Source organism: Aeromonas ichthyocola (genome assembly GCF_046087985.1).
GTDB lineage: Bacteria > Pseudomonadota > Gammaproteobacteria > Enterobacterales > Aeromonadaceae > Aeromonas > Aeromonas rivipollensis.
The window spans coordinates 277,546-300,398 of sequence record NZ_JBJSWH010000002.1 but is presented as its reverse complement, the minus strand read 5'-3'; the positions used below and the strand labels follow the sequence as shown (position 1 = coordinate 300,398).

Below are 22,853 nucleotides of genomic sequence, written 5' to 3'. Positions count from 1 at the left end.
TCCCTGCTCCCTTGATGGAGCCTGTTGGCATGCCGTGCACACGGCATGCAGACAAAATTGACACGACTATTATCGCGCCGGGGCGCAAGCAACCCTATCGGACAAATGTGCGAATGACTGGATTTTTGTGCGGTAAAATCCCGAGTGTGAGCGGGATCTCAAAGCGAGGAATTGGGCGCAATTAGTGAATTTAATTGGTTTTTACATATAAAATCATGTGGTTATCTGGCGTTCCCTTGCGGCTATATTGCTGTGGCCCTACCAGTCTGGACGGGAGAGAGAAGCTTCTTCTGTAAATTTGTGAGGGTTTATGATGGGCGAGATGTGAGCCAGCGCACATAAATGGCTGTCATCAGGGGAGCTTGGAGGAGTGCAAGCTGGAGAAATGGGCTTGGCGAGCGGGATTTGTGGGGGCAACCGTAGCACCGCCCAGCGCCGTAGGGTGCAATGAACGAAGTGAATTGCACCGCTTGTGTGGTGGCAGAAAGGTAGAGGTGCAATGCGCTGCGCTTATTGCACCAATACCGAGTGGATGATGTGAATGTCTAAGTGCGATTGGATATTAAAATTTGCAAGTTAACTTTTGGCTATTGCTTCTGGAAGGTAAAGCCAGCGGACAAGGGGGCCTTTTCTGGAGGCAAACCGAATCTTAATCCAGTCATCTTTCTGCTCGAGAATTTCTACTTTGTCGTTATGAATAAGATAGGCTTTGGTTTTTGATGTTTTTTCAGGTGATGAGTAGAGAAAGGCTTTCTCGGAAGTGACTGGCCAGAGAATTTTCTTACCATCAAAGTCAATCGCAACGGTGTCCAGCTTCTCTCCCTTCTGATTAAATGTGTGCTCGTAGAGAGGGAATGTATCAATCTCGGCGTTTTGGATCTGATACTCAGTTGTCTTATATAGCCAGAGTTCACCTTGGGCATTATATCGGTAAGTGTCGTAATACCAAACAGGGCCGGAGCGGCAAGAGCTAACCAAAGAAAGATCATCTAATCGAACTGAAAGGTTATAGAGATCTTCGCAGGCAGATGTTGGTGCCTTTGAGTCTGCAATTGTTACCTCTTTAAATGCAGTCTTTACATGGTCATATAAGAATACATAAAAAATATTATTTACCATTCCAAGATAGTTGGTAATGGCAATGTCCTTATAACCATCAAAGTTGAAGTCCTGTCTGATAATATCAGACTCTAAGTTATCATCAATACATTTAAGTCGCTGCTTTTCTTTTCCTGCCGTTAGTAAGTAAAAGCATTCACCTTCTTTTTTAATCTCTATATTCACTCCGTCAATTATAAATGTGGAGTCTGCTCTTGCAGAGATGGAGAAGCATAGTAATAAAGTTGTGATGATGATAAGGAATTTCATGTTGATTTACTCTACCACTTGAATTTTTGTAAAGTGTTGCTTGCGTAGTTTATTTACTGTCTTGGACCGTTTTTATGAGCGTGAGCTGGTTTTTATCAACAATGTAATAATTGGTGTAGTAAATAAATGATGTATCATCGTTACTATTCTCAACCTTGGTCGTTATAAGAAGACGGCTATCAATCTGGGGAGACTCTATCCATTCTCCCACACGGGTATCAGAATCATCACTCACATTATATGAGCTATAAGCATTAAATACCGTATCCAGTACCTTACCCGTGCGCTTGTTGACAAGGACTTGATTATAACAACCTGATGAACCGCATCCCCAACCTGTTAGTACATATTCACCAGCATATACTGGTTTCTGCGACAATGCTGCGGTAAGTCGGGTGCGGAATGTTCTGGCCAATTCAGAGTCTAGTAAAACCTTGGCTGGCTTACCTTTATATACTTCTGGTGCCGGGTAGTCCTCTGGCCGAGGTTGCTGTTGAGATCCGACTTCGCTACCAAAAGTGATTTGGCTGGATAATCCGAGAAAGAATAATAAGAAAATTACGCGTGCTTTCATAATGTTTTGTCTCGGTTTTCAAATTTATATTTACACAGGCTTTTTAAAAATCATTTAACTCTTGTACTTCTCAACTCTTTATGTGAATTGTGTGGCAAGCAATTAACATATGCCTTAGCCGTATAATTGTTTCCCATATCATCAACAATAGTGCAAGTCAGGTTGCAAGGTTTACCAAGATCACGACGCCAGAAATGGTGGTGTTGATATTTTGCTTCAAATTCAGATGTTATTGTGACAGATATTATCCAGTGGATAGGTATTTTCTTATTGCATACTAATTTAGTAAGCATTTCTGAATATGATAGAGACATGACCTTCAATTCATCTATATCTGGAGTTGCGACTTTTGTAATCAACTCTATAGAAACGACTTTCGACTCTACAGGTTCAATAGCTTTGTAAAGCTTTCCCAATCCCCAATATCCATCAATATCATTGTTTCTACTTGAAAATGAATTGATGATCCCGGAGGCTACACATATTAATTCTTTTCTATGTCCCATTATTATTTAATCCATAATATTTTTTCAGACTTGGTGATCTAATGGTTGTAGTTGCGAGTTGCGAGTTGCGAAGCGTGATTGGACTGTCGCGAGAGCGTTATGACTGGATTTAATTTCTTGCAGGAACGCTACCGCCCCTGGACGACAGCCTCCACAGCTGCTGCTGTTAACCGGCGATATGACGTAAGGGGATAGCAGTTTGGTGGCTTGGTTGCTAAGCCGACAGCGCCCTCCGAACGAAGCCTAGTTGCCAACTGAGACATGGTAACTAAGGTGGGGGGTGATGTAAAACAGGAAGTTTTTAATAACTAGCAGCAGATCAATAAATTACTTGATAAGGACGGTGGGTTGGCTGCCGCCTGGCGGTATCCGTACCCGCAGGTTACTGGCTGTTTTGGGTCGAGATAGTGTGGTCCAGCACCAGCGATAGCCGCAGCATGTCCTTGTGCTGGATGCCGTGCTCCATCAAGGGCTCCGGGTAGTGGATAAGGAAGTGATCCTTCACGACGGCATCGACGAGAAAGCCGTGACGCTGGTAATAGGTGAGCTGGTGGCCGAAGCTGCCGGTTCCGAGCTCGACGCGGCATACCCCTTTCTCGGCCAGGCTCGTCAGCACGAAGCGCAGCAGGCCGGAGCCGATGCCTTGCTGCTGTCGATTGGGGGCAACTGCGATATTGAAGATCTCGGCCGTTTTCTCCCCCACCAGACCCGCCACGCAGGCTCCCACTACCTCGTTGCCATTGTTGCCCGCCAGGGCGGCAAAGCCCCAGGCGCCGGGCAGATAGGCAGCGATGCGCTGCTCAGCCGGATCCGCCTCCAGCAGCAGCGCCAGCGGCAGTTGGTCGGGGTCTATCTCGACAAACCTCATCTTTATCCCTCTTCTATCTTTATCTGTGCTGGTGACTGTCCGGGGCGGACCTCCCTCGGGGCCTTGTCGTCACTCAATACTCGAGAAAGGTCTCGCCGCAGCGCTCGCAAATCAGGTGCTTTACATGGGTGGCCTGGTAGGCCAGGGTCGAGCCAAATGCCCAGTTGGTGATCGTGCTGGCGCGAAAGGCGTGCCAGAAGGCCTTGCGCGGCTCCTTGGGCATCACATCCTGGCTGTGGTCGCGGGGCACCAGCACCACCAGATGGCGGGTGCGCTCCCCGCACTTGTCGCAGGGATGGATCTCGCTCTGCTCCTGCTGTTCACTCTGTTTTTGCTGTTCACGCTGGGCTGTCATGATGCACTGGCTCCTGTTCTGGATAGTGCGCTCATCATATTCCTCTCCGCTTGGCTCTCCTACCCCCATGTGGTGTTGGTCCACTGAGTGAGGGAGACCCTTTCTTTGTCGGGGCAGGGGCGACCCGTTTTCACTGGCTAAAGCCTGCCGCATCACGCTGCGCCAATGCCCGCTCCACATAGAGATAGCCGATGCCCATCACCTGCTGGGGGCGGCTGAGCTCGCCAAAGCGCAACTGGGTCGCATTGACCGCATCGCTGCAATCGAACGGATTGGCACCGGTCTGGCTGATGATGGTCTGCAGCCAGGGCTCGCCGAAGTCGCAGCTGCGGCCATACAGATAGATGCGGTTGATGTTGAGGATATTGAGGAAGTTGTAGAGGCTCAGGCCAATGGCGCGGGCCCCCTCGTCCACCAGGGCGCGGATCATGGCATCCCCCTGATGGTAGAGCGCGAGCAACTGGGCCGTGTCGAGCTCCCCGCCCGCTGGCGCCGGGTTGTCGGCGCTGGCTTGCTGCTTGAGAAAGACCCTGGCCCGCTTCTTGATGGCAAACAGCGAGGCGACCGTCTCCAGGCAGCCGTAGCGGCCGCAGGCACAGGCGCTGCCGTCCGGGTTGATGATGGTGTGACCTATCTGGCCGCTGCCAAAGAGGGCGCCCCTGTAGATCTGGCCGTTGATGATGAAGGCGGAGCCTATGCCGTAGTCGACGTTGATGACGCAAAAATCCCCGCCACTCTCCCGGCCCTGCCACTTCTGGGCCAGCGCCAGCATGATGCAGTCGTTGTCCACCATCACCTCGCAGCCGAGGCGCTCCTCCAGCAGGTACTTGAGCTCGACCGGCGCGTGCCAGGGGGCCTGCGGCATGGTCTGGGAGACCCCGGTGGCCGGATTGACCTGGCCGTGCACCGCCAGTGCCAGCCGGATCGCCAGCCCCTTGTGGCGGCGCTTGTGCTGGTAGTAGTGGGCCTCGATCAGGCGCAGCAGCTCCTCCGGGGTCTGCGGCGCTATCTTCTGGCCGCTGAACTCATCCAGCGGGGTGATCAGGTTGTCCACCAGTATGCTCTCCAGGCTGGTGGGGCTGATGTTGAGGCAGAGGATGGCTCCCTTGCCGCTGGCGATGCGGTAGCTGCCGCCGTTGATGCCGCGCAGGGAGAGGTTCTGCTCGCTGTGGCTGATGGCACCATCGGCCACCAGCTCGTCGAGGATCTTGCTGACCGCCGGGATGGAGAGCTCGCAGTGGCGGGCCAGGGTGGACTTGCTCGCCTCCTTGAGCTGGTAGAGCAGCGCCAGCAGCACCTGCTTGTTGTGGTGGCGTACCTTCTGGTTGTTCAGGCCAATGATCATCAGTTCACTAAACTCCGCTTACTGTATTGCGTGATCTTTAAGCGAAAATCGCTGTCATCGCCATCTTAAACTGGCCTCATCGAAACGTTTACTAATAAATGTTGAATGAGGCGAGATTGATGAGAGCTGATGTAAGAGTCTGGGTAGAAGCCGTCACCCTGCCGACCTACGAGGTCGGTGCCGAAGATCCCAACCCCATGTTTCTCGAGAAGCGGGTCTATCAGGGCTCCTCGGGGGCCGTCTATCCCTATGGGGTGATCGACACCCTCACCGGCCAGAAGCAGATGAAGTCCTATCAGGCGGTCTGGCTGGAGAATGACTTTATCAAGGTGATGCTGCTACCTGAGCTGGGCGGGCGCATCCACCGCGCCTACGACAAGGTGATGCAGCGGGACTTTGTCTACTACAACGAGGTGATCAAGCCGGCGCTGGTGGGGCTGGTGGGGCCCTGGATCTCCGGCGGCATCGAGTTCAACTGGCCCCAGCACCACAGGCCCACCACCTTTATGCCGGTGGACTTCACCATCCAGGAGCACGAGGGCGGCGCCAAGACCGTCTGGCTCGGCGAGGTGGAGGCGATGCGCGGCTTGCAGGTGATGGCGGGCTTTACCCTCTACCCGGACAAGGCGCTCATCGAGATCACCGGCAAGGTGTTCAACGGCAACGACACCCCGCGTCACTTCCTCTGGTGGTCCAATCCGGCGGTGAAGGGGGGCGATGCCCACCAGAGCGTCTTCCCGCCCGATGTCACCGCCGTCTATGACCACGGCAAGCGCGACGTGAGCGCCTTCCCCATCGCCCGTGGCACCTACTACAAGGTGGATTACTCCGCCGGGGTCGATATCTCCCGTTACCGCAACATCCCGGTGCCCACCTCCTACATGGCGGACAAGTCCGACTACGACTTCGTCGGTGCCTACTGCCATGACGAGCGGGGCGGCCTGTTGCACGTGGCGGATCATCACGTATCCCCCGGCAAGAAGCAGTGGAGCTGGGGCAACTGCGACTTCGGTCTGGCCTGGGATCGCAACCTGACCGACGACAACGGCCCCTATATAGAGCTGATGACAGGGGTCTACACCGACAACCAGCCCGACTTCACCTGGCTGGATGCGGGGGAGGAGAAGGTGTTCGTACAGAACTTCCTGCCCTACAACACCCTGGGCACCCTGCAAAACGCCAATACCCGCGCCGCCATCAAGCTGGAGCGCACCGATGACGGCCTGCTGTGCGGCGCCTACGCGATCGCGCCGCTGTGCCACGCCCGCTTCGAGGTGAGTGACGAGGGCGGCGTGCTGTTCACCCAGACGCTGGAGTTGCAACCGGGTCAGGCCTGGCTTGAGCCGTTCGCCATCACCAGCGAGGGACGCTTGCAGGTACGGCTGCTGGATGAGCAGGGCCAGCCGATCCTGAGTTATCTCGAGCATCAGCCCGCGGGCGAGGCCCTGCCGGATCCGGCCACGGCGCCTGAGCCTGCCGTCAATCTCGACTCGGTCGACGAGCTCTACTTCATCGGCCAGCACCTTGAGCAGTATCTGCACGCCAGCCGTTCGCCCTTTGATTACTACCTGCGGGCGCTGGAACTCGACAGTGGCGACTATCGCTGCAACCTGGCGCTGGCGACCCTGGAGTACAACCGCGCCAACTATGAGCAGGCGCTGGTCTACGTCAATCAGGCGCTGGTCCGTGCCCATCGGCTCAACAAGAACCCCCAGTGTGGCAAGGCCAGCCTGCTGCGGGCCCACATTGAGGAGCGTTTGGGCCAGTTCGATGCCGCCTTCGACGACTTCTACAAGGCGACCTGGAGCGGCAACTGCCGCGACGGCGGCTTCCTCGGGCTGGCCCGCATCGCCATGGTGCGCCGTGACCCATCGCAGGCGTTGCCCTTTGTCGAGAAGAGTCTCGCGGTCAACGGTACCCACTATGGTGCCATCGCCCTCAAAGGGTTGGCGCTGCTGGAGTGCGGTCAGCGGGAGGCGGCCCTTGCCTATATCGACCAGCAGCGAATCCGTTATCCGCTCCACTATCAGCTGGCCTTACTGCGCTGGCTGGCGAGCGAACAGGAGGCGGATCTCGAGGCGCTGCGCACCCTGTGCAACGGGCGCGGGGTGAACCTCTGTTTCCTCGCAAGTGACCTGCTGGCGCTGGGTCGCCCCGAGCTGGCGCAGCAACTGCTCTCGCTGCTGCCGGTGGAAGAGACCCTGCCGCTGCTGTTCCTGGCCAGTCTGTTGCCGGAAGGTGAGGCGCAGTATGCCCTGCTGCAACGGGCCGAGCAGGCCTTTGGCCGCAAGGTGCGCTTCCCCAATACCCTGGGGGAGGTGGCCATGCTGGCACAGCTGCCCCACAGCTGGTTTGCCCGCTATCTGCTGGGCTGCTTCCACTACAGCAAGCGCAGCTACCCGCAGGCCATCGCCCTGTGGCAGCAGGTGTGCGAGCAGGCGCCCGGGTTCGCCCCCGCCTTGCGCAACCTTGGCATCTATCACTTCAACAAGAGCGGCGATCTGGCGGCGGCCGCGCAGTGCCTGAGTCGCGCCTTCGCCCTCAAGCCGGATGATGCCCGCCTCTTGTTCGAACTGGATCAGCTGCACAAGCGCGGCGCCATGGCACCCGCCGAGCGGCTGGCGCTGCTGGAGGCACACAGTGAGGTGGCCCTCAAGCGCGACGATCTGACTGCCGAACTGCTCAGCCTCTATCACATCACCGGCCAGATGGATGCGGCGGCCGAGATCTTGCGGCTGCGCGAATTCCATCCCTGGGAGGGAGGCGAGGGCAAGGTGACAGGTCAGTACCTCATCAACCAGCAGCGCCGGGCGCTGGCACTGATGGCGCAAGGAGGTCACGAGCAGGCCATACCGCTGCTGCAACAGGCGCTGCACTACCCCCTCAATCTGGGGGAGGGGCGTCTGGTGGGGCAGACCGACAACGACATCCACTACCTGCTGGCGCTCTGCCACCTCGCCTGTGACAACCAGAGTCTGGCGGCCCAGTGCCTGCAACAGGCCTGCCTCGGTCAGGGGTCGCTGGGGGCCAGCCGTTACTACAACGATCAGCCGGTGGATTACCTCTTCTATCAGGGCATGGCGCTGGCACGTCTTGGTCGGGTAGCGGAGGCGCAGCGTCTGTTTGAAGGCATGGTCGGCTGGGCCGAGCAGGCCATGGGCGAGCGGGTCGAGGCGGACTTCTTCGCCGTCTCCCTGCCCGATCTCATCGTGCTCGATGACGACCCCCAGCACAAACACCGCCAGCACTGCCTGCTGGTCAGGGCGCTCGGCCTCTTGGGGCTGGGTCAGCACTATGGCTGTGAACAGAGCTTGCGAGAGCTGCTCACCCTGAACCCGGCCCACGACAAGGGGCACCTCTTTGCCCTGATCTGCCGTGATCTTTCACTCAACTCATAACACTCATAACAAAAACCGGCGCTTCGCCACGGTGCGAAGCGCCCCAGTACCCTACAATCGACAAGATAGAGAGAGTGCGTCATGAAAAGTTCGCGAAATCAATTGGATACGGGTGGGCTCAATATGGGCTACATCTGGATGATCTGCCTGGTGGCCGCCTGCGGTGGCCTGCTGTTCGGCTACGACTGGGTGGTGATAGGCGGGGCCAAGCCCTTCTATGAGGCCTACTTCGCCATCACGGATCCGGCCCAGTCCGGCTGGGCCATGAGCTCGGCGCTGGTGGGTTGCGTGCTGGGGGCGGCCATCTCCGGCTGGACCGCCGATCGCTTCGGTCGCAAGAAGCCGCTGATCCTGGCCGCCATCCTCTTCACCATCTCGGCCTGGGGCACGGCCGCAGCCGGCAACTTCGATCTGTTCGTGGTCTATCGCATCATAGGCGGCATAGGGATAGGTCTGGCTTCGGCGCTCTCCCCCATGTACATCGCCGAGATAAGCCCGGCCGACAAGCGGGGCAAGTTCGTGGCCATCAACCAGCTCACCATAGTCCTGGGGGTGCTGGCGGCCCAGCTGGTGAACCTGATGATCGCCGATCCGGTGGCGAGCAACGCCACCCAGGCCGACATTCTGGCGACCTGGAATGGCCAGTCCGGCTGGCGCTGGATGTTCGGTGCCGAACTGGTGCCCGCCCTGGCGTTTCTGGTGCTGATGTTCTTCGTGCCGGAGTCCCCGCGCTGGTTGGCCAAAGATGGTCAGTATGAGAAGGCCTCCCGCATGCTCGGCAAGATTGGCGGCGATGCCTATGCCAAGCAGACCCTGGCCGAGATCCGCCAGACCCTGGTGGGTGAGACCCACAAGGTGTCGCTGTCGGATCTGGGCAAACCCTCGGTGCGCCCCATCCTCATCATCGGCATTGTGCTGGCGGTCTTCCAGCAGTGGTGCGGCATCAACGTCATCTTCAACTACGCGCAGGAGATCTTCGCCTCCGCCGGCTTTGACATCAACAGCACTCTCAAATCCATCGTCGCCACCGGCCTCATCAACCTGCTGTTTACCCTGATCGCGCTACCCATGGTGGACAAGATCGGCCGTCGCAAGCTGATGCTGATTGGCTCGGCCGGTCTCACCATCATCTACGGCATGATGGCGGCGGCCTATGCCAGCGGCGTGCTGGGACTGCCGGTGCTGCTGCTGGTGCTGACGGCCATCGCCATCTATGCCCTGACCCTGGCGCCTGTCACCTGGGTGCTGCTCTCGGAAATCTTCCCGAACCGGGTGCGCGGGCTGGCCATGTCGGCGGGCACCCTGGCGCTCTGGATTGCCTGCTTCGTGCTGACCTACACCTTCCCGCTGCTCAACGCCGGGCTGGGCGCCGCTGGCAGCTTCCTGCTCTACGGCCTCATCTGTTTCGCCGGTCTCATCTTTATCTATCGCAAGGTGCCCGAGACCAAGGGGGTCACCCTGGAAGCGCTGGAAGCCCAGCTGGCTCAGGGCAAGGTCGAGCTGACCCCCGCCAAGGTGAGCACGGCGGTATGACTGTATACACATTGGGTAACCCGCATCTTCGGATGCGGGTCTCTGCAAAAGGGGCCTGCCTGCTGGGGCTGGAGGATGATCAAGGGCGCCCGCTGCTGCGAGACACAGACCCGGCGCAGCCCTGGCATCCCGGGCAGAGCGCCCTGTTTCCCATGCTGCCCCTGGCCAATCGGGTGGCCGGCAACCGGTTCGAACTGTGGGGAGAGGACTATTCGTTGCCCGAAAGCGAGCGCGATCCCGACTTCTTTTTGCATGGAGATGGCTGGCTACAGCCATGGCAACCGGTGGCGCTGACCGACAGCTCGATGACCTTGCAGCTCACCAGCCAGAATGGCCCCTTTCACTATCTGGCGGAGATCGACTATCGGCTGCAGGGGCCAAGCCTGGTGGCGCGCCTCGGCTTGACCCATCTGGGGGAGGTGCCCTGCCTCTACGGCGCGGGTTTCCATCCCTTCTTCTGGCGTGACGAGCAGACCCGCATCCGCTTTCTGGCGAGCGGCGTCTGGCAAGAGGGGCCGGATCATCTGCCGACTAGCTGGAGCAGCGAATTGCTGTCAAACCTCGACTTTCGCCAGTGGCAGCGGCCACAAGGGTGGCTCAACCACTGTTATGGCGGCTGGCGCGGTCAGGCCGAGATTGACCAACCTGCCCGCCAGCAGCGCCTGCTGGTTTCAAGCGAGTGCGCCTTCCTGATGCTCTATCAGCCCGATGAGGGGAGCGGCTTCGTCTGCCTGGAGCCCCAGAGTCACGCCGCCAATGCCCACCACCTGGCCGGTCACCCCGGTTTGCGCCTGCTCGACCGAGGGGATCGCATGAGCCTTGGCATGACCCTCAGCCTGCGCCCGGCGCCATGACTCCGGGCAGGCAATGACAGGGGCCCGAAAGGGCCTCACTCCTTGGCGTATGCCGCGGTTCGGCGACGGATAAAGGGCGGCTGGTCAGGGACTTGGGGGCGGGTTGCCGGGTTTCATCACGGTTTTCTTAACCCAGGCTGTCTGCGCCGTGGCTTTCGGTGGACGGTAAAATACCCCCTTGCTCTACTCCCCGTCAGGTTCAAACAGCCGCAGCGACAGGCGGCCCCGGCAGGCTAAGCGCACCGGGCAAGGGAATGGTTTAGGGAGAAATGGGCATGGCAGTGGGCAAGTGGTTGATAGCAGGATTGGCAGCGCTGGCGCTGCTGGGGTGTGGCAGTGATGACGAGGAGGGCGCAACGGGGGAGGGGCCCTCCCTCGCCTCGTTGCGGATTAGTCCGGAAGAGATCAGGGTGCCCGTTGGCGTCGAGCAGCAGTTCCAGGTACAGGCGACCTGGGATGATGGCGCCGTGCAGGATGTGACCGGGCATCCCGACATTGTCTGGAGCAGCAGCGACACCGCCGTGGTCAGGGTGGATGAGCAGGGCCTCGCCACGGGGGTCGGCCCGGGCACGGCCACCCTGACCAGCACGGGCACAGTCAATGGTGAGTCTCATATCGCCACCGCCAGGGTGGAGGTGATCGATGCCTATGTGACAGAGCTGCAACTGACCCCGGTCACGGCCAGGGTGCCGGTGGGATTGAACCAGCCCTTCGTGGCCATCGCCACCTTCTCCGACGGCCAGTCGCGAGACGTGACCAAGGCCGCAGGCCTGCAGTGGCGCAGCAGTGACGAGGGCAGCGCCCTGGTCAGCAACGAGGCCGGCAACAAGGGTCTCGCCACCGGGGTGGCGGTCGGGGAGCCGAACATTGAGGCCAGCGGCACCCTCAACGGCGTCTCCTTCCAGGCGTCGGCCCCGCTGACGGTGACGGATGCGGTGATCACCGGGCTGGACATCCATGCCCCCGAGGATCCGCTGCCCATGGGGTTGAGTGCGCAGTTGCACGCCTTCGCCACCCTGTCCGATGACAGTGATCCCATAGAGGTGACCGAGCATGACGCCTTGACCTGGCACAGCAGCGATCCGGCGGTGGCGAGCATCAGCGAGACAGGGCTGGTCACCGGGCTGACTCCGGGGAGTGCCACCATAGGGGTGAGCGGCATGATCAACGGTGTCTCCCTCGAGGCGACCGAGCCGCTCAGGGTGAGCTCGGCCGCCGTCATCGGGCTTGAGGTGCAGTCCATGGGGAGCGCCATTGCGGCTGGTCTGCAAACACAATATGTCGCCACGGCCTATCTCACCGATGGCACCTCGTTCGATGTCACCGACAACGCCCTTATTCAGTGGCAAAGCAATCAACCCGGGATAGCGAGCGTCAGCAACCAGGCGGGCAGCAAGGGGCTGGTGACGGGCCAGACGGTGGGAACTGCCACCATAATGGCGAGCGGCACCCTCGACGGCACCGCCTTCACCGCCTCGGCCCCGGTGACCGTCTCATCCGCCGTGGTGACCAACCTGGAGGTAACGCCGGCGGCTGCCTCTGTCATGGTGGGAGACAAGGTGCAATATCAGGCCATGGCCAGCCTCTCCGATGGCAGCAACCAGGAGGTGACGGACGACGACGCCATCCTCTGGTCCTCCGATGCGCCCGCCATCGCGCTCATCAGCAATGCCTCTGGCAGCCGGGGGGAGGCGAGCGGCCTGAGCGAGGGGGTGGCACTCATCAGCGCCAGCCTGGGGGGCGTCACCAGCACGGCGGCCCGGCTGAGCGTGATGCCGACGGCCCCCGAGGCCCCCATCATCATCGAGCCACGGCAAAACCAGTTGGCCTCGTTGCAACTGAGCCCGGAAGCCTTTGCATTCTGGAATACGACCTCCATCAACTCCCTCGAGGGGCAGAGTGCCCTGAAGGATCTGACCGGACAGGTCTACAACCAGTTCAGCGATGCCTTCGACTTCATCACTGTGGTGATGAACAACGACGATGTCCCCGCGGACATGCCCACAGGTGAATATGCCCACGTCAGAAACGATGTGGCGGGCATAGGCCTGGGTATGTTTGATGAGACGGCGGCGTTTCACTCGGATGGCAAGCTGCAGGGGGTTTTCTTCCTCTACAAGAAGAAGTACCTGTCGACCTCGACCTATGGCCCCATACTGCACGAGATGGCCCATCGCTGGGCGAACTGGGTGGTGCCACCCGTTACCGGGCACTGGGCTCCCTGGCTCGGTATCGTCGGCCAGCTGAACAACGTGAGTGCCAACTACGCCGACATCGAGCTCTACCTGATGGGATTGATGGACGCCTCCGAGATGACGGATCCCGCCAGCCTCGACGCCTATGCCCTGATCCCGGCCGACCAGAAGCCCAGGGTGCCGAGCGCGGCCACCTCGCAGAGGGCGTTTCGTACTCTGCTGCTGATCCTGTCTGATCGGCCGCTCACCGCCACCGAGATCCAGAACTACAACAACGGGGCCACCCTGCTGACCCGGACAGACAACCCCTCCCAGCAAGGCACCAACTTCCACAAGATGACCCGAGGCAGAGGCACCCTGACGGTGAACGGGCTGGATACCCTGGTCAAGCCGACCCCTTAATCCGGCGGTGCACCAGGCGCGAGCGTCCGATCGCGCCGCGAACGGACGGGTGACACGGCCGATGCCGCCCGCCCGTGAGGGACAATCATCCGGAGCCAGTCACTGGCGCCGGATTTTTGATGGGGTTGGCAAGGGGGTTGGGTCAAGGGTGTACGGGCGCTTCAGGTGCCTTGGCTTCGTCCGTAAGGGGAGGTTCAGGCCGGTAGCGGGTCTGCTCAATCTGATCGTGTCGCAGCAGCAGGGTATCCCCCTCCTTGAGGCGATAGGCGCAGTAGGTGCCGTTGCAGGCGATGCGGATATGGGGTTCATTCCCCAGAAGGGGCGACTGGCTATGGGCCTCGGTCACTGGCCAGGTGCCTTGCTCAAGGCTGGAAATCTGGCTGCGGGCCAGCTTCTCCCCCATCGAGTTGATGTGTTCGGCAGCCATGATGACCAGCAAGGGGGGAAGGATGAAAATGGCGAATTTCAAGTAGGCACTTTTTAGCCAAATCAAGCAGTTGAAGGTAAATGGGGCGGGATACCGATGGGCAATTTTTACCCCTTTCAGTACGACGGGAAGCAGTACGAAGAAGCGGAACAGCCACCAGGAAAGCGTCAGTCGCCACCTCGCCTTGAAAAACAGAATGCTCAGCATGATAAGCAATCCCCCTACGGTCAAAACAAGGGGGAGCACGTACGGCAGACATAGCTTGATCAGTAGATAAAACCCGAGATGAAGCGTGGTGTCAGCGGGCAGCGAGAACTCGGTGCTACCGAGCCCAAATTGGCCGACATAACCGTGGTAGTAGCGCATTCCCACGAAATACACGGCGGCAGTCAGAAGCGGGATTGCCGCGCAAAGAATGCCGACAAACCCCAGAATCCCCCCTTTCGCTTCCTCTTCGTTATTTGCGGCTCGTAGCTCTTGCAGATGTTTCTTAAGCCATTTCCGCTTCAAGGCGGTTAAATCTATCTCCATGTGACGACTCTCTGTCTCAAGTGAGTTGGGTTGTGTTCATTTCTTCATGAGTTCCAGTTCGTGCCATATCAATGAAGAAAGAACGAGGGGTTGGGGCTATTCAACGAGGCTTTTCGGTACGATACAGCGCTTTGCCGCAGGCCAGGCAGGTATGGCGAAAGCGGTTGTCGAACCAGCCGCTCTGGGGGTGGCCCGCCCAGTACCTTGTCTGAGCCGCAGGCACAGCAGCGGGCTCCCAGTTCATCGTCGGTGGCGCTCTCAGGGTGGGTGCTCAAATACTCGACGCGGGTAGGCAACCGTTGCCAGTCGGGATGGCCATGCCGCCTGTCCCAGAAACGCACGGCATAAAGCGTTGCCCCCATGGCGAGCAGGCCAAACAGTAAGAACAGGTCCATGCAGGGGCTCCGAATGGGGGAAGGACGGCGTCAGTATGTTAGCGACCCGGCAAGGGATACTGCCATCCCCACCTGGGGCGATCGCAGGCAGCCAGGCTGCCGACCAGACGCCGATATGACAGCCTCAGGTGATGCTCTGCGGCTGCCCGGCCATATTGGCGGTACTTTAAGAGAGCCAGTTTCGCCTCGCTAGAGGGGGGGAATGCTGACATGCAAAAAGGGGCCTGGCGGCCCCTTATGTTCAGCACGGCAAACCCGGCGTCGTCAGGCGACCTTGCTGCTGCCAGCCAGGGTGCGGGCCAATAATCCATCTGGATTGTGGATAGCTTCCTTCGTTTTGACATCGATTATTTCGATATTTGCGAAGCGCTCCCTGTGCTTGATGGCCACGTCATGGGCCAGGATGACGCAGCGGGCGTTGGCCACGTCTTTGGGGGTGATGCGGTTGATGATGCCGTTGGCGCCTTGTGTCTCCACTTTGAGCTTGATGCCTGCCTTGGCGGCCGCTTTTTGCAGGCTCTTGGCGGCGAGGAAGGTGTGGGCCACCCCTGAGGGGCAGGCGGTGATGGCGAGCACTTCTGCCTCACCTTCCGCTTCGATGACGTCATAACCGCCATCCGGGGTGGTGACCTCTTCCTCGTCGGTCACCGGCTTTTTCAGCAGGTTGACGATAAGGGCCGTGGTCAGGGCGCCGAGCACTGTGCCCAGGATGTAGCCCATCTTGCCTTCCACCACCGGCAGCACTATCCAGCCGCCCCAGGGGGCGTGGTTGATGCTGTGCATCATGAAGCCTGTGATGTTGCCGACGATGCCGCCCGCGACTATGGCCGGGATGACGCGCACCGGGTCGGCGGCGGCGAAGGGAATGGCCCCCTCGCTGATGCCTATCATGCCCATGATGGCGGCGGCTTTACCCGCTTCACGCTCCTCCTTCTTGTAGCGACGGGGGGAGAGCAGGGTCGCCAGTGCCATGCCAAGGGGCGGCACGCAGATGGCGATGCCGACACCCCCCATCAGCCAGGGCTGGGTGTTGACCTGGGTCTGGGCAAACAGGGTAGCCACCTTGTTGACTGGGCCGCCCATGTCAAAGGCGGTCATGCCGCCGAGGATGGCCCCCAGCATCACCTTGCCGGAGCCTGCCATGCTGGAGAGCCAGTGGTTCATCCCCTCCATCATGGCGGCGATGGGCGCACCTATGACCCACATGACGATGCCGCACACCAGGAAGGTGCCGATGAGGGGATAGATGAAGATGGAGCCGAGCGAACTCATGGAGTCCGGTAGTTTTATGCGTTTGAGCTGATTGACGATGAGGCCGGCGATAAAGCCCACCAGAATGGCGCCGAGAAAACCTGTGTGGTACTGCTGCACCGCTATCCAGGAGCCGATCATGCCGGGGGCCAGGCCTGGCTTGTCCGCCATTGAGTAGGCGATGTAGCCACCGAGCACGGCGGTAAACAGAGTCAGACCGGCGATACCCATGGTCGGCCATGTCTTTGAGGAAGCCCGCTTCCGGCACGGCGCCCTTGCCGCTCATCATCACCGACAGGACAGCAGCACACCGCCCGCCACGATGAAGGGGATCATGTGGGAGGTACCAAACAGCAGGTGCTGCTTCATGGTATTGAGGCGATCCTTGAAGGTGCGATCTTCGGGGGCAACGCGGGTTGCAGTGGCAGCCGGTTTGGCGGCTTGCGCCGGTTTTTCCGCTTTCGGGCCTTGCTTGAGCAGGGTCAGGGCTTGCTCGACGGTAGTGGCCGCCTTCATCTGCTCGATAAAACCGGGTTCCAGCAGACGGGTAGAGAGCTCGGCCAGCACTTCGATATGGTGGTTGGCGCCGCCATCCGGGGAGGCGATCATGAAGATCAGCTGGGTCGGCTTGCCATCTTCGGCGCCGTACTCGATACCTTGGCGGCTGACACCGATGGCAATGGCCGGACGGCTGACCGCCTTGCTCTTGGCGTGGGGCAGGGCGACACCCTGCTCGAAGCCGGTGCAGTCCAGCTGTTCGCGGGCCCAGATATCCTTGACGAATTGCTGTTGATCAGACACGGCGCCATCGCGCGCCAGCATCTGTGCCATCTCGTCGAATAGCGCCTCCTTGCTGGTGGCCTTCAACTCCAGGCAGATGAGTCTGCCGTTGGTCATGGTGGGTAACATATTCTCTCCTGGCTCCGTTGCCGAGCCGCATGATGGGGGGAACAATTGACCTGGATATTGTTCTCCCGTTGGCGCGGTGCCGAAATCGGACAAATGTGCCGTTTACTGGATTTTTGTGCTGACAAGAATGAGCTGTGACCGCCATCTCGTTTTAGTACATCTATTCAACGTGATGTGAAATTCAGTTTATTGCTTTAATATCAAATAATTGTGTCTATGCCTTTCGTGCCGAATCTTATTTGAGTGTCCAGGTCGATGATGAATTTGCCGTGATGGAATGGATATTTGTGTGATTTGTTATGGCTCAATAGTGTGAGCTGGTTGGCAAATAGCAGGCGCCTTAAGTGATTTTATTGTCATTAATTGGGAGGGAGATAACTCTGTGAGTATGGTCAACAGTGCCGTCAGCCAGTGTGTAACCCGAGATGTAAGGAGACATCCTGATGGAAAAACTTGACCAAGAAATCGACACCATGCGCCAGGAATTTGAGTCACAGGGGCAAAAACAGGCCCATGACAAATGGCAAGCCAGGGTCGATGAACTGCAGCGGGAACGCTCGGAAGTTCCCCAGCCGGAAGCGGCAGAACACTAGCCCCCGACGGCCATGATGGCCATCGGTTGAGCAGATAATGAAATACCACCGCCCTGACTCAGGGCGGTGGTTTTGGGCTATGTCGAAGTGCGCCGCACTCTCCCCCGTGCCGCCGTTGAGCACTGTGTGGAAGAAGGCCGCCACCTTCTTGTTGGTGATGGCGTCCCCCTCGAAGTAGGCGTGGGAGTCCCCCACCTGGGGCTGATCGGTGAAGTCGACGTAGGTGGCCGTCTTGGAGTCCAGTTGCTTGGTGTAGTGACCGAGCCGCGCCTTCTGCTGCTCCCCCATCTTCATCCGTGACGCCAGGAGGGCGCTGTCTCTCTCATTGATGGTGATGTAGAGGCGGTTGCGACACTGGATCCGGTCGACCCACTCGGCGTGGTGTTCGTTGTTGGTGTCCGCGGCCACCATGACGACGTTGTCGAACAGCAGGTGATTGGCGTTGTAGGTGCTGCTGCCGAGCAGGTGCTTGAACAGGTAGTTGCCCATGCTGTGGAGCATCAGGTTGATGGTGAAGGGGCAGCGCTTGTTCACCTCCTTCGAGAAGTAGCGATCCCAAGCCTCGCCGTTGCCGGCAAACTTCTTCTGCGCCTTGCCCTCCAGCTCGGTCACATACTGGGCATTGAACTCCTCGAGCAGCAACCTCATCTTCTCCAGCACCCGATCCAGAGCCCCGGCAGAGGCCAGGGCATCGCGCTTGTCACTCTTGTAGCTCAATACCCCCTGGGCGCCTCCGCCATTGGCGGGCCAGCTGAAGCAGAGCACCTCGACCCCATACTGGGCTTCGAGGCCGGCCGCCCGCTCCAGCACATCCTTCAGATCGTTGTTGAAGCCATGGACGAACAGCAGCAGGTGCTTGCCGGTCTTGAGCTTCTGTTTGCCCGTCCCTGTGCCGGCACAGCGCTCCAGCAGCTTGCGGGCCACATAGGCGCTGGCCGGGTAGCTGGCGGCGGGATCCAGCCCCACGCTCTCGGCCATCTCGGGGGTGATCTGGTCGGGCAGCAAGTCCAGCTGCCATTTGTCTCCCTGGCGGCTGGCCTCCGCCAGTCGCAACTCATTCGGGCCTGCCTCCGGCCTGTCGCCGAAGACGCCAAGGGGGCTCTTGCTCCCCTCGTTCACCACACGGTTGTTGGTCACTATAAACACTCTGCTCTCCTTCTCTCGTGCCCTCGTCAAGTAGTCAGTGACTCGTTTGAAGTCCTGACCGATGGAGAAGAGCCTAGTCGGGATCCGGCCACTCTTCCTTGGGGCAGAAACGACAAGGGCCATCCGAAGATGGCCCTTGTGGATTCAGGGGGTCATGGAACCCCTTAGCAGCGGTTGCCGGCGCGGGCGACCCGCCCCTCGGCCAGCAGCCGGTAGCTGCCGGTGGCGGCGGGGACGAAGGCGGATTGCCCCTTCTCCAGGCGCAGTGACTGCTCACCTTGCTGGAGGGTCACTGTGCCATCTATGGCAAATAGTATCTCGGCGCTGGCGGTGGTGAGTGCATGCTCACCGGCCGGGTAGACGCTGAAGGTGAAGTCAGGTACCGGCACCTCGAAGTGCTGCACAGCCCCTTCAAGGTGGGGGGCCAGCAGGATTTGATCGTCCGGCTTGGGCAGGCAGCGGGTGCAATCCAGCAGTTCTGCCACGTCTATGTATTTGGGGGTGAGCCCGGCGCGCAGCACGTTGTCGGAGTTCGCCATGATCTCAAGGCCGGTGCCGCGCACATAGGCGTGGGGGGTGCAGGCGTCCAGATACATGGCCTGACCCGGCTTGAGAGTCACCACGTTCAGCAAGAGCGGCGAGAAGAGACCGACATCGCCCGGGTACTGGGCGGCCAGGCTGGTGATCAGCGCAAAGGTCTCGTCATCCTGACGGGCGGCGGCATAGGCCAGCAGACCAGTCAGGGCCTCTTCCTTGCGCGCGCCGTCCAGGATCAGCATCTGGTGGAAGAAGTGCTGCAAGCCAGCCTCATCCTGTGACTGGCGCAGCGCCGCGGTCAGCTCGGAAAGCGCCGGCAGCGCCATGGCATCGAACAGCGCCAGTATGGCCGGAATGGCGCGAAAGCCGTTCATCGCCTGATAGGGGGTGAGGGCAAACACCAGCTCCGGCTTGTGGTTCGGATCCTTGTAGTTGCGATTGGCTGCCTTGGGCGAGATGCCGGCGGCCTCTTCTTTGGCAAAGCCGGCTTCGGCCTGGGCCTTGCTCGGGTGCACCTGGATGGAGAGGGCCTTCTCGGCGCACAGCACCTTGAACAGGAAGGGCAGGCTGCCGAAGCGGGCGACGGTGGCGTCCCCCCAGCACGGCGGCGGGGGCGCTCTCTATCAGGGTCGAGAGTTTCTGCACACCTCCCGCCAGGGTCACCTCGGAGCAGCCGTTGGGGTGGGCCCCCATCCAGAGTTCCGCCTGGGGTTTGCCAGCCGGATTGGGGATGCCAAACAGGGTGGTGAGGGCGTCATGGCTGCCCCAGTCATAACCTTGAATCGGATTTTGCATCAACAGAAAGGAGGGCAGATCTCGACTGCTCATAAGGGACGCCTCATTTGTCGTGAAGAAAGTGGTTTGAAGAAAAGGGTGGAATTGACGGTCCGGCCCGGACTATAACATGGGCGGCCTTTGCCGCCGCAATCGCTTGCCTCTCTCTTGATCGGGATCATCATGTCACTCATCTTCAGCCAGCTGCTCGACGGCGCCCTCCACGACCAGGTTCCCTTCGAACAGATCTGGTTTGCCCAGGATCAGGGGGTGCCGCCCGGCTTCAGCTACCAGGTCAACTTTCCCCGCCTCGAGCTGGTATTCAGCGGCGAATACCTCAACCAGATCTGGGACAGGGAGTCGGGTTGCCAGGAGGTCAGCGTGCTGCCGGGGCAGGCGCTCTACATACCCCCCAACGGCTGGAACAAGCCGCTCTGGACCACGGACTGCTCTGTGCTGAGCCTGCTGTTTGGCAAGCGCCAGCTCGGTTTCAGCCTGGTGAGCAAGCGCCGGGAAGACCCGGATTTCTTCGATGTGCAAAAGCACAGCATCATGGCCCGGGCCGGCCATGTGAATGAACACATACTGGCGGCCCTCAACGTGTTGGTGGAAGATCCAGGCCGCTCCCCCACCGACAACCACCTGTTGCAGGCGCTGCTCACCAGTGCCCGTCAATTGCTGGCGGAGTCCACCTTCGAGCGGCCGAGAGGGGCTGACCTGTTTCACGGCATCTGCATCTATATCCAGGAGAACTTTCACCGCCCCATCACCCGTGACTCCATCGCCCACCGCTTCAACGTCTCGGCCAGCCATCTCTCCCACCTGTTTCGCGAGCAGGGACACATGCGCCTGGCGGACTACATCAGCTGGGTTCGCATCGATCGGGCCAAGTTCATGCTGAAAAAATACCGCTTCCGGCTGGAAGAGGTGGCCAGCCGCTGTGGTTACAGCGATGTGAACTATTTCTGCCGGGTGTTCAAGCAAAAGACAGGGCTGACCCCCTCCCAGTACCGCGCCCTGAGCCAGCCCCAGGGGCAGAGCGAGAGCCTGACGCCATGACGGCGGCGCTCGCCATGGCGGAACTGCACGGGCTTGAGCCTCATGGGGCGCGGACAGAAGTGGCGCATTGTGATCCAGTCCCCGACTATGGTCGGACATGCACGCCCGCCATTTGATTATGCAAATGGATGGGCTAAGATGGCCGCGCGCAACGATCAGATTGATAACAAACGGAAGTTAGGAGATGCCGATGGAAAGCAAAGTAGTTATCCCGACCCAGGGTCAAAAAATCACAGTCGATGCCAGCGGCAAGCTGCACGTTCCCCACAACCCCATCATTCCGTTTATCGAAGGGGATGGCATAGGTGTGGACGTGACCCCGGCCATGCTGAACGTGGTGAACGCTGCGGTCGAGAAAGCCTACAAGGGCGAGCGCAAAATCGCCTGGATGGAGATTTATACCGGCGAGAAATCGACTCATGTCTATGGCGAAGGTGCCTGGCTGCCGGCCGAAACCCTGGATTTCATTCGTGAATACTGCGTGGCCATCAAGGGCCCGCTGACCACCCCGGTCGGTGGCGGTATTCGCTCCCTCAACGTGGCCCTGCGCCAGGAGCTGGACCTCTATGTCTGCCTGCGCCCGGTCCGTTACTACGAAGGGACCCCGAGCCCGGTCAAGCACCCCGAGCTGACCGACATGGTGATCTTCCGCGAGAACGCCGAAGACATCTACGCCGGCATCGAGTGGAAGGCGGACAGTGATGAAGCCAAGAAGGTCATCGCTTTCCTGCAAAACGAGATGGGCGTGAAGAAGATCCGCTTCCCCGAGTCCTGCGGCATCGGCATCAAGCCCATGTCCAAGGCCGGTACCGAGCGTCTGGTCCGTGCCGCCATCGAGTACGCCATCGACAACGATCGCGACTCCGTGACCCTGGTGCACAAGGGCAACATCATGAAGTTCACCGAAGGTGCCTTCAAGGATTGGGGCTATGCCCTGGCCCAGAAAGAGTACGATGCCCAGCTGATTGACGGCGGCCCCTGGTGTTCCTTCAAGAACCCGAAGACCGGCAAGACCATCATCGTCAAGGACGTCATCGCCGATGCCTTCCTGCAACAGATACTGCTGCGTCCGGCCGAGTATGACGTCATCGCCTGTATGAACTTGAATGGTGACTACATCTCCGACGCCCTGGCCGCTCAGGTCGGTGGTATCGGCATAGCCCCGGGCGCCAACATCGGCGACGGCGTGGCTCTGTTCGAGGCGACTCACGGCACTGCGCCCAAGTACGCAGGTCAGGACAAGGTGAACCCGGGTTCCCTCATCCTCTCCGCCGAGATGATGCTGCGCCACCTGGGCTGGACCGAAGCGGCCGACCTCATCGTCAAGGGCATGGAAGCTGCCATCGCCAACAAGACAGTCACCTATGACTTCGAGCGATTGATGGAAGGCGCCACCCTGCGCTCCTGCTCCCAGTTCGCCCAGGACATGGTCGACCAGATGTGATCGGAAATCCGAAAAAGCAAAACCGGCGCCATGAGCGCCGGTTTTTTTATGGGTGACAGGCCAGAAAGCCTGAAGATGCCGCCCTCAGGTGGTCTTTTCCACGTGCTGCTGGTAGAGCTGCTGCCATTTGCTGCTTTCGGCCTCATCCCCCTGCGCCTGCCAGAACTCGCAGATGGAGTTGGCGAGTTCGGAAGCCATGGCGTGATCGCCATCGCGACGGCTCATCAGATATTGTCCAAGCCAGCTTTGATACTGTTTCATAGCCCGATCTCCTTATCTAAGGTGCCCCTGGTGTCGTTCGCCGGCACAGGCCGCCAGCATTGACTCAACCGGGTCACTTGTGGTGCTGCGCCCAAGCTCGTTGTGCCCACCGGACTGGGTGGTGATCT

General features: G+C 59.5%; 15 protein-coding genes and 3 pseudogenes. 6 read left to right on the top strand and 12 right to left on the bottom strand.

Features of this window, described 5'->3' with window-relative positions:
- Positions 1-576: 576 nt before the first annotated feature.
- From ACF2JD_RS06070 to ACF2JD_RS06045, 6 genes are all read right to left on the bottom strand, one after another.
- Complete coding sequence (locus tag ACF2JD_RS06070; protein WP_440987004.1) at positions 577-1,368, bottom strand: XAC2610-related protein; 792 nt, start codon at positions 1,366-1,368, stop codon at positions 577-579.
- A gap of 49 nt (positions 1,369-1,417) precedes the next feature.
- On the bottom strand, positions 1,418-1,942 hold the full coding sequence (locus tag ACF2JD_RS06065; RefSeq protein ID WP_440987003.1) for a hypothetical protein: 525 nt from the start codon (positions 1,940-1,942) through the stop codon (positions 1,418-1,420).
- Between the two features lie 50 nt (positions 1,943-1,992).
- Complete coding sequence (locus ACF2JD_RS06060) at positions 1,993-2,448, bottom strand: hypothetical protein (RefSeq protein ID WP_440987002.1); 456 nt, start codon at positions 2,446-2,448, stop codon at positions 1,993-1,995.
- Positions 2,449-2,830: 382 nt separating this feature from the next.
- Entirely contained in the window at positions 2,831-3,316 is a 486-nt protein-coding gene (locus ACF2JD_RS06055) for a GNAT family N-acetyltransferase (protein ID WP_440987001.1), read from the bottom strand.
- A 73-nt stretch (positions 3,317-3,389) separates the two neighbouring features.
- On the bottom strand, positions 3,390-3,671 hold the full coding sequence (locus ACF2JD_RS06050; RefSeq protein ID WP_440987000.1) for a hypothetical protein: 282 nt from the start codon (positions 3,669-3,671) through the stop codon (positions 3,390-3,392).
- A 130-nt stretch (positions 3,672-3,801) separates the two neighbouring features.
- Entirely contained in the window at positions 3,802-5,016 is a 1,215-nt protein-coding gene (locus tag ACF2JD_RS06045) for an ROK family transcriptional regulator (protein WP_193558512.1), read from the bottom strand.
- Between the two features lie 119 nt (positions 5,017-5,135).
- On the opposite strand from ACF2JD_RS06045, the gene ACF2JD_RS06040 reads away from it, so the two are divergent.
- The 4 genes from ACF2JD_RS06040 (at position 5,136) to ACF2JD_RS06025 (ending at position 13,398) form a co-directional block, all read left to right on the top strand.
- The gene (locus tag ACF2JD_RS06040) at positions 5,136-8,414 is read left to right on the top strand and encodes a DUF5107 domain-containing protein (RefSeq protein ID WP_440986999.1); all 3,279 of its coding nucleotides are present in this window, start codon (positions 5,136-5,138) and stop codon (positions 8,412-8,414) included.
- A gap of 81 nt (positions 8,415-8,495) precedes the next feature.
- Positions 8,496-9,947, top strand: a complete 1,452-nt coding sequence (locus ACF2JD_RS06035; protein ID WP_163147880.1) for a sugar porter family MFS transporter — start codon at positions 8,496-8,498, stop codon at positions 9,945-9,947.
- Positions 9,944-10,801, top strand: a complete 858-nt coding sequence (locus tag ACF2JD_RS06030) for an aldose 1-epimerase (protein WP_440986998.1) — start codon at positions 9,944-9,946, stop codon at positions 10,799-10,801. The genes ACF2JD_RS06035 and ACF2JD_RS06030 overlap by 4 nt, the downstream gene beginning before the upstream one ends.
- A 275-nt stretch (positions 10,802-11,076) precedes the next feature.
- The gene (locus ACF2JD_RS06025) at positions 11,077-13,398 is read left to right on the top strand and encodes an Ig-like domain-containing protein (RefSeq protein WP_440986997.1); all 2,322 of its coding nucleotides are present in this window, start codon (positions 11,077-11,079) and stop codon (positions 13,396-13,398) included.
- 142 nt (positions 13,399-13,540) lie between these two features.
- On the opposite strand, the gene ACF2JD_RS06020 is transcribed toward ACF2JD_RS06025, so the two are convergent.
- From ACF2JD_RS06020 to manA, 5 genes and pseudogenes are all read right to left on the bottom strand, one after another.
- Positions 13,541-14,356, bottom strand: coding sequence for a hypothetical protein (locus ACF2JD_RS06020; protein WP_440986996.1), 816 nt, complete (start codon positions 14,354-14,356; stop codon positions 13,541-13,543).
- A gap of 68 nt (positions 14,357-14,424) precedes the next feature.
- Complete coding sequence (locus tag ACF2JD_RS06015) at positions 14,425-14,751, bottom strand: hypothetical protein (RefSeq protein WP_408864984.1); 327 nt, start codon at positions 14,749-14,751, stop codon at positions 14,425-14,427.
- 264 nt (positions 14,752-15,015) lie between these two features.
- Positions 15,016-16,911, bottom strand: a pseudogene (locus tag ACF2JD_RS06010) (PTS fructose transporter subunit EIIC).
- Positions 16,912-17,717: 806 nt separating this feature from the next.
- Positions 17,718-18,482 (bottom strand): annotated as a pseudogene (locus ACF2JD_RS06005) (alpha/beta hydrolase); the annotation flags it as partial.
- Positions 18,483-18,814: 332 nt separating this feature from the next.
- Positions 18,815-20,015 (bottom strand): annotated as a pseudogene (manA, locus tag ACF2JD_RS06000) (mannose-6-phosphate isomerase, class I).
- 129 nt (positions 20,016-20,144) lie between these two features.
- Between manA and ACF2JD_RS05995 the strand changes: the two are divergent.
- Positions 20,145-21,020, top strand: coding sequence for a helix-turn-helix transcriptional regulator (locus ACF2JD_RS05995; RefSeq protein ID WP_162520191.1), 876 nt, complete (start codon positions 20,145-20,147; stop codon positions 21,018-21,020).
- A 190-nt stretch (positions 21,021-21,210) separates the two neighbouring features.
- Positions 21,211-22,464: an NADP-dependent isocitrate dehydrogenase gene (icd, locus tag ACF2JD_RS05990; protein ID WP_106886257.1), complete on the top strand. Its 1,254-nt coding sequence runs from the start codon at positions 21,211-21,213 to the stop codon at positions 22,462-22,464.
- Positions 22,465-22,548: 84 nt separating this feature from the next.
- Here icd and ACF2JD_RS05985 read toward each other — a convergent pair whose 3' ends face one another.
- Positions 22,549-22,725 (bottom strand): hypothetical protein, encoded by a 177-nt coding sequence (locus ACF2JD_RS05985; RefSeq protein ID WP_106886258.1) that lies wholly within the window; start codon positions 22,723-22,725, stop codon positions 22,549-22,551.
- Positions 22,726-22,853 lie beyond the last annotated feature (128 nt).

Coding starts and splice junctions, on each gene's coding strand:
- ACF2JD_RS06060 (WP_440987002.1), bottom strand. CDS start 2,448: ATGGGACATAGAAAAGAATTAATATGTGTAGCCTCCGGGATCATCAAT.
- ACF2JD_RS06020 (WP_440986996.1), bottom strand. CDS start 14,356: ATGGAGATAGATTTAACCGCCTTGAAGCGGAAATGGCTTAAGAAACAT.
- ACF2JD_RS05995 (WP_162520191.1), top strand. CDS start 20,145: ATGTCACTCATCTTCAGCCAGCTGCTCGACGGCGCCCTCCACGACCAG.
- ACF2JD_RS06040 (WP_440986999.1), top strand. CDS start 5,136: ATGAGAGCTGATGTAAGAGTCTGGGTAGAAGCCGTCACCCTGCCGACC.
- ACF2JD_RS06065 (WP_440987003.1), bottom strand. CDS start 1,942: ATGAAAGCACGCGTAATTTTCTTATTATTCTTTCTCGGATTATCCAGC.
- ACF2JD_RS06025 (WP_440986997.1), top strand. CDS start 11,077: ATGGCAGTGGGCAAGTGGTTGATAGCAGGATTGGCAGCGCTGGCGCTG.
- ACF2JD_RS06045 (WP_193558512.1), bottom strand. CDS start 5,016: ATGATCATTGGCCTGAACAACCAGAAGGTACGCCACCACAACAAGCAG.
- ACF2JD_RS06015 (WP_408864984.1), bottom strand. CDS start 14,751: ATGGACCTGTTCTTACTGTTTGGCCTGCTCGCCATGGGGGCAACGCTT.
- ACF2JD_RS05985 (WP_106886258.1), bottom strand. CDS start 22,725: ATGAAACAGTATCAAAGCTGGCTTGGACAATATCTGATGAGCCGTCGC.
- ACF2JD_RS06070 (WP_440987004.1), bottom strand. CDS start 1,368: ATGAAATTCCTTATCATCATCACAACTTTATTACTATGCTTCTCCATC.
- ACF2JD_RS06055 (WP_440987001.1), bottom strand. CDS start 3,316: ATGAGGTTTGTCGAGATAGACCCCGACCAACTGCCGCTGGCGCTGCTG.
- ACF2JD_RS06035 (WP_163147880.1), top strand. CDS start 8,496: ATGAAAAGTTCGCGAAATCAATTGGATACGGGTGGGCTCAATATGGGC.
- ACF2JD_RS06050 (WP_440987000.1), bottom strand. CDS start 3,671: ATGACAGCCCAGCGTGAACAGCAAAAACAGAGTGAACAGCAGGAGCAG.
- icd (WP_106886257.1), top strand. CDS start 21,211: ATGGAAAGCAAAGTAGTTATCCCGACCCAGGGTCAAAAAATCACAGTC.
- ACF2JD_RS06030 (WP_440986998.1), top strand. CDS start 9,944: ATGACTGTATACACATTGGGTAACCCGCATCTTCGGATGCGGGTCTCT.